Source organism: Noviherbaspirillum agri (assembly GCF_054780595.1).
The window spans coordinates 40,879-52,470 of the sequence record NZ_BAAGWA010000007.1 but is presented as its reverse complement, the minus strand read 5'-3'; the positions used below and the strand labels follow the sequence as shown (position 1 = coordinate 52,470).

Genomic DNA, 11,592 nt, shown 5'->3' with positions numbered 1-11,592 from the left:
AATGTGCGCCAACTTTTCGAGTGTGCACGCATGGCCAAGAAAGAACACGTTTCCGAGACGCCAGCGACGCAGTTCCTGCGCAAGCAGGGCGTCGCATTCACCGAACATCCCTATGAGTACGAGGAGCATGGCGGCACTGCGGTGTCGTCGCGCGAGCTGGGCGTGGATGAACACTGTGTTGTCAAGACGCTCATCATGCAGGACGAGGCTGCCAAGCCGCTGATCGTGCTGATGCACGGCGACCGCAAGGTCTCGACCAAGAACCTCGCGCGCCAGATCGGCTGCAAGTCGGTCGAGCCCTGCAAGCCGGAAGTGGCAAACCGCCATTCCGGCTACCTGGTCGGCGGCACGTCACCGTTCGGCACACGAAAAGCGATGCCGGTCTATGTGGAAGAAAGCATCCTTGCGCTCGACAAGATCTATATCAATGGCGGACGGCGCGGCTACCTGGTCGGCATCGATCCGCAAGTCCTGTTAAAAGTGTTGCCCGTCAAGGCAGTGCACTGCGCGCTCGAAGAATAAGCGCGCTCGAAGAAAAAGTATTGAAAGGGAGAGAATGAATACCGTGTTGTTTGCCATCGCTGCCTACCTGATCGGCTCCGTGTCGTTTGCCGTCGTGGTCAGCAAACTGTTCGGCCTGGCCGACCCGCGCACCTATGGTTCAAAAAACCCGGGCGCAACCAACGTGCTGCGCAGCGGCAACAAGGCGGCAGCGGCATTGACACTGCTCGGCGACGGCGCAAAAGGCTGGCTGGCGGTCTGGCTGGCGATGCGTTTCGGCGAGCAGTACGGCGTCGGCGATACCGGCATCGCGCTGGTCGCTATCGCCGTGTTTCTCGGCCACCTGTGGCCGGTCTTTCATCGCTTTGTCGGCGGCAAGGGTGTTGCAACGGCGCTCGGCGTGCTGCTCGCACTCAACGGCTGGCTCGGCCTGGCGACGCTGGTGACCTGGCTGGTGGTCGTGTATGCCTTCCGCTATTCGTCGCTGGGCGCGCTGATCGCCAGCGTGTTTGCACCGTTCTATTACGGACTGCTGTTCGGCACCGATGCGAAGCTGCTGGCAGTGGCGGCGATGAGCGGCCTGCTGATCTACCGGCACCGCCAGAATATTGCCAACCTGATGGCCGGCAAGGAAAGCCGCATCGGCAGCAAGAAGAAATAGGCATCCCCGAAAATATCGCGGCAGAAAACGCGAAGCGGTCGATTGACGTTTTCAAGCTGCAGCAGTTTGCATCATCGAAATGCTGGAATGGCCTGCGTTGCGGCTGCCTCCACGCCAGGCGGGCAGCTGCCTTGATTCCTATCCTTGACCACGGCAACAACGCCGCCGTACTGCGCCTTGGCGTCATGGGCATGTTCACCGCCTTTCTTGTCATCGTGATTGTGTACTTTGCGATTGTCCGCAATGCTGGCGACATGCGATACGGACAAGGCAACAGCCACAGCGCGACAATGCCACCGGTCAGCGCAAACGGAATGCCGCTAAAGATGAGCAGCAGGGCGACGGGTACCACGACCTGCAGGCGCTGCGCGGCTGACTGCAGCTGATCGAACGGGCTGCCCCAGGTGGTCCAGTAACCGGCCGGGATCTGCACCTGCTATCGGATTCGCGCGTCGGCCTCGGACACGAAGGAACCGATGTCGCGGCCACGGACGTTGATGCTGATGACGATGCGCCGCCCGTGTGTCCGACAGAGACGATATTGACAGCCGAACCCAGCGCGCCGAGCACAATCTGCACGGCCCATCCCCACCTGCGCCGGAGAGTGCCGCGCCAGCCCGACCTGGAGCATCCTCCAATGGGAGCGCACGTGCGGCAGGACGTAACGCTGGCCGAGCACATGCGCACGCTCCAGGTGGCGGAATGCCTCATTTAGCCGGCCAGCCCGGTAAAGGCCTCATGCCGCCGCCATTTCGCCTTCAAGCGCCATGTTCAGGCTTGCATTCATCAGTGCGCACCTGCTGCTTGCAGCTCACCGCGTGCCTGGGCAACGACGACCCGTGCCGCCGACAGGCCGAGCATACCCATCACGCCGGCGACGATGATGTCCGGCCAACCGGACCCGGTGCCGAACACGCCCAATGCAGCCAGCATGACCGCCACATTGCCGATCGCATCATTGCGGGTGCAAAGCCAAACCGACCGCATGTTCGCGTCACCGTTCCGGTAAGCGAAGAGCAATACGGCGACAGCGAGGTTGGCGAGCAGGGCCAGGAAGCCGATGGCGCCCATCGTGGCGGGCTCCGGCATGACACCGTGCGCCAGGTTCCATCCGGCCATGCCGAGCACGAACACGCCATAGCCGCCCATTGTCAGGCCCTTGATGAGCGCCGTTCGCGAGCGCCAGACCGGCGCCAAGGCCAGGACGAACAACGACAGGCCGTAGTTGGCGGCGTCACCGAAAAAGTCGACTGCATCCGCCAGCAAGGAGACGGAGCCTGCGTTCCAGCCACCGGCCAGTTCGACGAAGAACATGGCAGCATTGACGACCAATGCGATCCAGAGAATGCGGCGAAAGCGTGTATCGACGGGTGGTTTTTCGGAGGCACAACCTCCGGAGCAACAGGCAGACATGATCAACTCCTTTCAGGTATGGTGCGATTAAACACTCTGTAGCTGCTACAGAGTCAAGCGCTTTCTTGCCGGGGTGAACCAGCAGCATTGCCCCTCTGCTACTGAAGGAGTAAATACAGATTCGTGCGTCAATCGATGGATCGAAGTGAATACGCAAGGTCTGGAGATTCAACGTGGCGCGTAGCTGTTGTGCATCCACCAGAGAAAGCAGCCCAGGCAGCCCGAATGTCACGAGGAGTGGTCACGATCAGTAACCCGCCGCTGGTCGCAATCAACTGCTGCTGGCTTATGCTGCGCAGCAGCCAGCCAGTGGCCGAGGAGGATGTCGGCGCAACGCCCATGAATCATGCTCCTCCGGCGTGAAGTAGCAGTCGTAGAAGCTCATCATTGCCAGTGAGGAGAGCCAGTCATCAAGTGCCGGTTCTTCTTTCGCGCGGATTTCCACTTGAAGTGCCGTGAACCGATTGCGAAAAGTGGATCGTTGAGCGAAACCTGACTCGACCCGTGTCCAGGACCGAACAAAAACTCTATTGGGGCTGTTGGGTCTACTTTTTGTTGCTCTACATGGGGAGTTGCAAAATGGCACGCTCGATACAGGTCGCGGTATCTGCAGACATGGCTGACGCTGTGCTTCCGCTCCTTAGCGAAATTGATGGCGTGCTTGGAGTGGCGCGGCAACACAACACGTCCCTCAATCCGACAGGTGACATCATCACCGTTCAGACGACGAACAACGCGGCGCGGGTCGTCATTCAGAAACTGTCAGAACTCGGCGTGCAGAATCAGGGATCGATCCTGACGAGCGAATTGAAAGGCATTGTTTCTCCTGCACACCAAAAGAACATTGAAGACGAGTCAAATGAAACTGTGTGGGAAGAGATGGCGGTACTGCTGCGTCAGGACACCAACATCGATTCGAACTATCTTGCATTGATGTTCTTTGCCGGAGCCATCGCGGCAGTAGGTTTATGGGTCGACAAAATCCACATCGTGGTTGGAGCAATGGTCATCGCACCGGCCTTCGAGCCGCTACTGCGCATTCCTTTCGGCGTCATTTCGGGGCCGCGCCGCATTGCATCGGGTGGGGCCATCTCCGCCGTTGTCGGGTATTGCATGATTCTGGCAGGCGGAGCAATCGGCTTTCTCGTGCTGCAAGCCATAGACGTGGGCGCGATAGCAGGCAATGATCTGAGTGCTCGTTCCTGGATCAACTATTGGTCGTCTTTCTCCACGCCCGGAGTTGTGGCCTCGGTATTGGGCGCTGCTGCAGGAGCATTTGTTGTATCGGGCCTGCGTTCGGTTTTGACAACCGGCGTCATGATCACGCTATCGCTGGTGCCGAGCATCACAATTGTGGGCATGGCAATCGCCAATGGAAACACCGCACTCGCGGCAGACGCGTTTGCCCGCTGGGCTGTTGATGCAGCGGTGGTCATGTTGATGGGCGCCATTGTGATTGGGCTGAAACAAAAGCTCACCCATCGCCGGCGTTCCCTTGGGTAGCTGGCATTCATGGCCTGCACCCACAGAGACGTCGTCCCCAGGCAACGGCTGCTCTCAGCCCGAAAGCGGCTATGCCCTGGAACAAAGCTTTGATGGAGCGCGCCTCTGCAAATGATTTTGAAAAGGAACTACAGGCGGGACTACAGGCCGACTGCCATGTCTTCTTCACGTCGTGAACCGGCCGACGTGCTTGCAGATGCGCCTATTTACACGACGCGCAATTCATCCAGCGGCCAGCGCGGCCGCACGTTGAAGGAATAGTCACGTTTGGCGGCATCGGGATTGATCTGCAGCCGCATCGCGCCGGCAAACGCGATCATCGCCCCGTTGTCGGTGCAGAACTCCAGCTCCGGATAGAACACGCGGAAGCGCCGCTTGGCTGCCGCCGCATTGAGTGCTTCACGCAGCTGGCGGTTGGCGCCGACGCCACCGGCAATCACCAGGCGCTTCAGCCCGGTTTCCTTCAGGGCGGCGAGAGATTTTGCGACCAGCACATCGACGATCGCATCGACAAACGCACGCGCAACGTTGGCCTTGTCCTGCTCGCAAATGTTGGTGATATGGTTCCGCACCACCGTCAGCACGGCGGTCTTCAGGCCGGAGAAGGAGAAGTTCAGGTCCTTCGAATGCAGCATCGGGCGCGGGAGTTTGTACACGTCCGGGTCGCCGAACTCGGCGAGGCGAGAGATGGCCGGGCCGCCCGGATAGCCGAGCCCGAGCAGCTTGGCCGACTTGTCGAATGCTTCACCCGCGGCATCGTCCAGCGTTTCGCCTAGCAAGGTGTACTGGCCGACACCATCCACGCGCATCAGCTGCGTATGGCCGCCGGAGATCAGCAACGCAACGAAGGGGAATTCCGGCGGCGTGCCCGACAGCAGCGGCGACAGCAAGTGGCCTTCGAGGTGGTGCACACCGAGCACCGGCTTGTCCAGCGCAAGGCCAAGTCCGCATGCGACTGACGCGCCGACCAGCAACGCACCGGCCAGTCCGGGGCCTTGCGTGTACGCGATGGCATCGATCGCAGTGCGCGGCACGTCCGCATTCTTCAGCACCTGTTCCAGCAGCGGAATCGCGCGGCGAATGTGGTCGCGCGATGCGAGCTCCGGCACGACGCCGCCGTATTCCTCGTGCATCGCCACCTGGGAATGGAGCGCGTGCGCGAGCAGGCCGCGTTGTGTGTCGTACAACGCAATACCGGTTTCATCACAGGAGGATTCGACGCCGAGGACAAGCATAGGAGGGAAGGGGAGTTGGGCAAGCTTTTGCAAAGCCCTATTCTAAAGGAAAGCTCCGGTCAATCCTATGATTCCCGGGCGCCGATGAATGATTGCAAACGGTTCGGAAATGCCGTCCGACCGGTTGGCCGGGCTGGCGTTGCGCCGGCTCCGCAACAAGGGCTAACCAGTTTCTTGACGGAGCATTACCGCACCACGAGCAGATACAGCAACAACAGGTTCACTACGACGGAAATGATAGCGATCGCCCGCCATACGCCCGTCGGATCACGCTTTGCGAGTGGCGTGGAGCGGCGTGCGACAAGCGGTGCGCTTGCTCCACGTTCCAGCGCCAGCAGGAATTCCTCCGCCGTCTCGAAACGGTCCGCCGGATCGCGTGCGACGGCCTTCAGCAGTACATTCTCCAGCCAGAACGGGATGTCGGGCCGGTAACGGCTCGGCGGGACCGGCTCGCCAAACTTCGGCCGCTGGAAGGGTTCAATCTCGCCATACGGATAGCGGCGCGTCAGCGTGGTATACAGCGTGACACCCGCGGCATAGACGTCGGTTTGCCTTGAAGGCGGCGCATCATCGAACTGCTCCGGCGCGAGGAAGGATGGCGTGCCGGCACGCGGAGCGGCAACAATCCCATCCTGCTCCAGCCCGGACATCGCTACGCCAAGGTCGAGCAGGCGCAGTTCATCGTCGTCGCCGAGATGCACATTCGCAGGCTTGATGTCGCGATGAATGATGCTGCGCCGGTGCAGTGCGCCGATCGCGCGGACCAGCTTGCTGCCGAGCGCGACCACCTCGGGCGCGGTGAAGTGCGCGCCGGTATCGAGCCTTTGCTGCAGCGTGTGGCCGGCATGCCAGGTGGTCAGGTAGTAGAGGTAGTTCTTCTGTTCTGGCGTAATCACCTGCGGGAAGAAGCGCGCCACGACGCGTTTCGCCAGCCATTCCTCATGCGCGAAGGCGGAGCGTTCCTGCGCGTCGTCTCCGCGATCCGGATGCAGGGTTTTCAGCACCAGCTGGCGTTGCGACTTCGGATCGCTGACGCGGTACAGCAGAGTCGCCTGCGAAGCGTGGATCAGCGCATCGACGACGTAGCCGTCGATCGTCTGGCCCGGCTTGAGCCTTGGCGGCACGGGCAGCTGCAATGAGCCGGACAGCGCATCGCGCAGGTTCTCTTCCGGCAGCGCCTCCACCGTCAGCACCAGCGCGCTGCTGTTGTCGGATGAGCCGGCGGCGAGCGCCGCCTCGACCAGCGCTTCCGCTGTTGCGGTCGCCTCCGCCTGCCCGAGCGCGAGCTGCGACAGTTCCAGCGTAATGTCGAACTCGGTGATGCTCGCCCACACGCCGTCGGAAGCGAGCAGGAAGACGTCCCGCTCGTGCAGCTCTCCCATGCCGTGATCGACCGCAAGCCGCGAATCGAGTCCGACAGCACGCGTGAGCACGTGCTGCATTTCCGGCCGGTCCCAAACATGGTCAGTCGTGAGGCGCGTCAATACCCCGGCACGCAGCAGGTACAGCCGGGTGTCGCCCACATGCGAAAAATAGTAGAAGCCGCCGCGCAGTACCACGGCGGTCAGCGTGGTCGCCATGCCGGCGAGCTCGCTTCGCACCGATCCCTGTTGCTGCACCCAGCTGTTGATCGCCCTGAGCACGCGGTCGAGCGATTGCGTGACAGGCCAGGTGTCCGGCGTGGCGTAGTAGTCAGTGAGCAGCCCGCGCACCGTGTATTCCGACGCCTCCCGGCCGCCTTCATTGCCAGACACACCGTCGGCAATCGCCGCAATCAATCCCTTGCTGGACAGGTCCGGCTCATTGGGCGTGACCATGCCGACGAAATCTTCATTACGCTCGCGCGGGCCGGTACGGGTTGCGTGGCCGATGCTGACGGACAGGGACATGTTTCATTCCGCCATGGACGGCGGTGGAAAGCAAAATTGAACGAAAGCGCGGCGACCGCGAGATCGCCGCGCACTAGAAAGACGCCAGATGACGATATCAGATCTTTGCGGTCGTCATGGCAGCACTTCCCCAGGTCGTGCGCCACCGGCCTTTGACCACTGACAGGCCGACGAGCGCGGCAACCGCCAGCGCCGAGAACAGCGTCAGGCCAAGCTGGTAGCTGCCGGTTGCCTGCTTGGAATAACCCAGGCTCGACGCGAGATAAAAACCGCCGACACCGCCGGCCATGCCGACCAAGCCTGTCATCACGCCGATCTCCTTGCGGAAGCGCTGCGGCACCAGCTGGAAGACCGCACCGTTACCGGTGCCCAGTGCCAGCATCGCGGCAACGAATACTGTCAGCGCCAACGCCGCCGATTGCAGGCCGAAGCTGGCGATGAACAGGAAGGTGCCCGCCAGCAGATACATCAAGGACAGGGTGCGGATGCCGCCGATGCGGTCCGCGATCACGCCGCCGAGCGGGCGCACCAGCGAGCCGGCAAACACGCAGGCTGCAGTGAAATAGCCTGCGGTGACAGGCGACAGCCCGTACTGGCTGTTGAAGTAGATCGCCAGCGACGAGGCCAGTCCGGAGAAACCGCCGAAGGTCACGCTATAGAAGAACATGAACCACCACGCGTCCTTGTCTTTCAATACATGCAGGTATTCGATCATCGCCTTTGGCGGTGGCGCACTCGGCGAATCTTTTGCAAAGACCATGTACACGATGAATGCGACGGCGAGCGGTATCAGGCACCAGCCGAATACGTTCTGCCAGCCGAACGCGACGGCGAGCGACGGCGCAAACAGTGCTGCGAACGCCGTGCCGGAGTTGCCGGCGCCCGCAATGCCCAGCGCCGTGCCCTGGTGCTCCGGCGGATACCAGCGCGATGCGAGCGGCAGCGCCACCGCGAATGCGGCACCGGCCACGCCGAGCAGCACACCAAGCACAAGCATGTCCTCATAGGAATCCAGCTTCCCGAGCCAGGCCCATCCCAATGCGGCGATCACGATCACCTGGCCGATGGCGCCGGCCTTCTTCGGCTTCAGGTGATCGACCAGTACGCCCATCACGATGCGCAGCAGTGCACCGGCGAGTAATGGCGTTGCCACCATCAGCCCCTTCTGTGCGGGCGTAAGGGCGAGATCCGTGGAGATCTGGATCGCAAGCGGCCCGAGCAGCACCCAGACCATGAAGCTCAGGTCGAAGTAAAAGAATGAAGCAAGCAATGTCGGCGTGTGGCCCGCCTTCCAGAATGACGATGATTTCATGATTCTCCTTTGCACGAGAGTGGTGTCCCGGCTGCGCATTGCAAGCGCCATGCCATTCGCCCCCACGCCGCATATTTGCGGTCCATGCACCATGGATATGTGGGGCGTGCACGTTAGATGCACGCTGTTTGTACCTGCATGCACATTAACGAGGCGAGCATTCGGAAACTGTACGTTGCTGGTGCGCCCGTATAAGTGCGGGACTGCTTCGATGTTGTGCGGGGCATGCATTGCGCTGTGCGTTCGCACCTCTACGGTGCGACAACGTCTTCATCGCGGTGCGTTCTTGCGGAACGTATCGCTGGCACCTGTCTTGCTAATACGTTTTCGGAAACGTTTATCAAGCGGCTTCAATGGCGAGGCCCGGCAAAGAAGGAGCTTTAATGAAGAAGCTGAAGTTGGTCATGGTCGGTAACGGCATGGCGGGTGTGCGCACCCTGGAGGAGTTGCTCAAGATTGCACCGGATATCTATGACATCACGGTGTTCGGCGCAGAGCCGTACGCAAACTACAACCGCATCCTGTTGTCGCCGGTGCTGGCCGGCGAGCAAACTATCAAGGACATCATGCTCAATGATGTCGACTGGTATGCGCAAAACAACATCACCCTTCATCTCGGCAAGAAGATCGTCAGGATCGACCGCATCAAGCGCCAGGTGATTGCCGAGGACGGCACGGTTGCAGAGTACGACCGCCTGCTGCTGGCGACCGGCTCCAATCCTTTCATGCTGCCGGTGCCCGGCAAGGACCTGAAGGGCGTGATCTCCTACCGCGACATCCAGGACACCAATGCGATGATCGAGGCGGCCGGCAAGCACAAGCATGCCATCGTCATCGGCGGTGGCCTGCTCGGACTGGAAGCGGCCAACGGCCTCAAGCTGCGCGGCATGGACGTGACTGTCGTGCACCTGCCGACCTGGCTGATGGAGCGCCAGCTCGATCCGACTGCGGGCAAGATGCTGCAGAAGTCGCTGGAAGACCGCGGCCTGAAATTCCTGCTCGACAAGAACACCAAGGAAATCGTCGGTGACGAGGAAGGACATGTGAAGGCAATCCGATTCACGGATGGTCTCGAAGTACCCGCAGAGCTCGTCGTGATGGCCGTCGGCATCCGTCCCAACACCACACTCGCCGAATCGGCTGGCCTGTATTGCAACCGTGGCATCGTGGTCAACGACACGATGCAGACCTACGACCCGCGCATCTATGCCGTCGGCGAATGCGTGAACCATCGCGGTACCGCCTATGGACTTGTCGCTCCCTTGTTTGAAATGGCGCGCGTCTGTGCGAACCATCTCGCCAACTTCGGCATCGGCCGCTACCAGGGATCGGTCACGTCGACCAAGCTGAAGGTTACCGGCATCGACCTGTTTTCCGCCGGCGAATTCATGGGCGGCGAGGGCACGGAGGAAATCGTGCTGTCTGACCCGATCGGCGGCGTGTACAAGAAACTGGTAATCAAGGGCGACAAGCTGGTCGGCGCCTGCCTGTACGGCGATACGGTGGACGGCAGCTGGTATTTCAACCTGCTGCGCGAGGCGCGCGACATCGGCGATATCCGCGACACGCTGATGTTTGGCGAGTCGAACACTGGGCGGCCGGGTGATGCGGGCCATGCGGGTGTCAACAAGGCGGCTTCGATGGCGGACAACGCCGAGGTCTGCGGCTGCAATGGCGTGTGCAAGGGCACTATCGTCAAGGCGATCAAGGAGAAGGGCCTGTTCACGCTGGAGGATGTGCGCAAGCACACCAAGGCATCGGCATCCTGTGGCTCCTGCACAGGGCTGGTGGAGCAGATCATTTCCGCCACCGTCGGCGGCGACTATTCATCGTCTGCAAAGGTCAAGCCAATGTGCGGCTGCACCGACCGCACGCACCAGGAAGTGCGTGACGCGATCAAGGTCAACAAGCTGCTGACGATCGCCGACACGATGCAGTTCATGGAATGGCGCACGCCCAACGGCTGCTCATCCTGCCGGCCGGCGATCAACTATTACCTGCTTTCCACCTGGCCGCATGAAGCGAAGGACGATCCGCAATCGCGTTTCATCAACGAGCGAGCACATGCCAACATCCAGAAGGACGGCACCTACTCGGTGATACCGCGCATGTGGGGCGGCGAGACCAACGCGTCCGAGCTGCGCCGCATTGCCGACGTCGTCGACAAGTACAAGATCCCGACGGTGAAGGTGACCGGCGGCCAGCGCATCGACCTGCTCGGCGTGAAAAAGGAAGACCTGCCCGGTGTGTGGGCTGATCTCGACATGCCCTGCGGCCATGCGTATGCGAAGGCGTTGCGTACGGTGAAGACCTGCGTCGGTTCCGAATGGTGCCGTTTCGGCACGCAGGATTCGACCCGCATGGGGCAGGAGCTGGAGCGCGGCCTGTGGCGCATGTACGCGCCGCACAAGGTGAAGATTGCCGTGTCCGGCTGCCCGCGCAACTGCGCCGAATCCGGCATCAAGGATGTCGGCGTGATTGGTGTGGATTCCGGTTGGGAAATCTATGTCGGCGGCAACGGTGGCATCAAGACCGAAGTCGCGCATTTCTTCACCAAGGTGAAAACGCATGAAGAAGTGCTCGAGTACTCGGGCGCATTCCTGCAGCTGTACAGGGAAGAAGGCTGGTACCTGGAGCGCACGGTGCACTACATTGCGCGCGTCGGCCTCGACTATGTGAAGAAGAAAGTGCTGGACGACGCAGAAAACCGCAAGGCGCTGTATGAGCGCCTGCTGTTTGCGCTCGATGGCGAGCCGGACCCGTGGCACGAGAAGGAAAAGGCCTTGGTCGATACGCGCCAGTTCGAGCCGATTACGGCGTAATAGGTGCAGGCAGGTAGGGTGCGCTTCGCGCACCGCCACTGCCAGCACAAGAACCGGTGCGCAGAGCGCACCCTACATGCGGCTGCTTGATTGGGCTCCTTCCCCCTTGCAGGGGGAAGGTTGGGATGGGGGTAGTGTGGTTGCGATATCGTCAGCGATGATTCGACCTCACTACCCCCACCCTAGCCCTCCCCCTGCATGGGGGAGGGAACTCTACTGTGCCACTTTGATGCAAGCCAGCCATAGGACAGTTAGG

8 protein-coding genes and 1 pseudogene are annotated in these 11,592 nt (G+C 61.2%); 4 read left to right on the top strand and 5 right to left on the bottom strand.

What is annotated here, in order from left to right; all coding sequences use genetic code 11:
• The first annotated feature begins 30 nt into the window (after positions 1-30).
• Both ybaK and plsY read left to right on the top strand, forming a co-directional pair.
• The gene (gene ybaK, locus ACYVIA_RS13715; RefSeq protein ID WP_460841662.1) at positions 31-522 is read left to right on the top strand and encodes a Cys-tRNA(Pro) deacylase; all 492 of its coding nucleotides are present in this window, start codon (positions 31-33) and stop codon (positions 520-522) included.
• Between the two features lie 34 nt (positions 523-556).
• On the top strand, positions 557-1,162 hold the full coding sequence (gene plsY / locus ACYVIA_RS13710) for a glycerol-3-phosphate 1-O-acyltransferase PlsY (RefSeq protein ID WP_460841661.1): 606 nt from the start codon (positions 557-559) through the stop codon (positions 1,160-1,162).
• Positions 1,163-1,391: 229 nt separating this feature from the next.
• On the opposite strand, the pseudogene ACYVIA_RS13705 reads toward plsY, so the two are convergent.
• Positions 1,392-1,700: pseudogene (locus ACYVIA_RS13705) on the bottom strand (efflux RND transporter permease subunit); the annotation flags it as partial.
• Between the two features lie 248 nt (positions 1,701-1,948).
• On the bottom strand, positions 1,949-2,575 hold the full coding sequence (locus tag ACYVIA_RS13700) for a cation transporter (protein WP_460841659.1): 627 nt from the start codon (positions 2,573-2,575) through the stop codon (positions 1,949-1,951).
• 579 nt (positions 2,576-3,154) lie between these two features.
• Between ACYVIA_RS13700 and ACYVIA_RS13695 the strand changes: the two genes are divergently transcribed.
• Positions 3,155-4,078, top strand: coding sequence for a DUF389 domain-containing protein (locus tag ACYVIA_RS13695; RefSeq protein WP_460841657.1), 924 nt, complete (start codon positions 3,155-3,157; stop codon positions 4,076-4,078).
• 206 nt (positions 4,079-4,284) lie between these two features.
• On the opposite strand, the gene tsaD is transcribed toward ACYVIA_RS13695, so the two are convergent.
• The 3 genes from tsaD to ACYVIA_RS13680 form a co-directional block, all read right to left on the bottom strand.
• The gene (gene tsaD / locus ACYVIA_RS13690) at positions 4,285-5,313 is read right to left on the bottom strand and encodes a tRNA (adenosine(37)-N6)-threonylcarbamoyltransferase complex transferase subunit TsaD (protein ID WP_460841918.1); all 1,029 of its coding nucleotides are present in this window, start codon (positions 5,311-5,313) and stop codon (positions 4,285-4,287) included.
• 185 nt (positions 5,314-5,498) lie between these two features.
• Positions 5,499-7,202: a protein kinase domain-containing protein gene (locus ACYVIA_RS13685; RefSeq protein ID WP_460841655.1), complete on the bottom strand. Its 1,704-nt coding sequence runs from the start codon at positions 7,200-7,202 to the stop codon at positions 5,499-5,501.
• A 97-nt stretch (positions 7,203-7,299) separates the two neighbouring features.
• On the bottom strand, positions 7,300-8,514 hold the full coding sequence (locus tag ACYVIA_RS13680) for a nitrate/nitrite transporter (RefSeq protein WP_460841653.1): 1,215 nt from the start codon (positions 8,512-8,514) through the stop codon (positions 7,300-7,302).
• 383 nt (positions 8,515-8,897) lie between these two features.
• Here ACYVIA_RS13680 and nirB point away from each other — a divergent pair, with 383 nt between their 5' ends.
• On the top strand, positions 8,898-11,336 hold the full coding sequence (nirB, locus tag ACYVIA_RS13675; RefSeq protein ID WP_460841651.1) for a nitrite reductase large subunit NirB: 2,439 nt from the start codon (positions 8,898-8,900) through the stop codon (positions 11,334-11,336).
• The last annotated feature ends 256 nt before the right edge of the window (positions 11,337-11,592 follow it).

Excerpts from the sequence above, each read along its gene's own strand:
- ybaK (WP_460841662.1), top strand. The coding sequence starts at position 31 with ATGGCCAAGAAAGAACACGTTTCCGAGACGCCAGCGACGCAGTTCCTG.
- plsY (WP_460841661.1), top strand. The coding sequence starts at position 557 with ATGAATACCGTGTTGTTTGCCATCGCTGCCTACCTGATCGGCTCCGTG.
- ACYVIA_RS13700 (WP_460841659.1), bottom strand. The coding sequence starts at position 2,575 with ATGTCTGCCTGTTGCTCCGGAGGTTGTGCCTCCGAAAAACCACCCGTC.
- ACYVIA_RS13695 (WP_460841657.1), top strand. The coding sequence starts at position 3,155 with ATGGCACGCTCGATACAGGTCGCGGTATCTGCAGACATGGCTGACGCT.
- tsaD (WP_460841918.1), bottom strand. The coding sequence starts at position 5,313 with ATGCTTGTCCTCGGCGTCGAATCCTCCTGTGATGAAACCGGTATTGCG.
- ACYVIA_RS13685 (WP_460841655.1), bottom strand. The coding sequence starts at position 7,202 with ATGTCCCTGTCCGTCAGCATCGGCCACGCAACCCGTACCGGCCCGCGC.
- ACYVIA_RS13680 (WP_460841653.1), bottom strand. The coding sequence starts at position 8,514 with ATGAAATCATCGTCATTCTGGAAGGCGGGCCACACGCCGACATTGCTT.
- nirB (WP_460841651.1), top strand. The coding sequence starts at position 8,898 with ATGAAGAAGCTGAAGTTGGTCATGGTCGGTAACGGCATGGCGGGTGTG.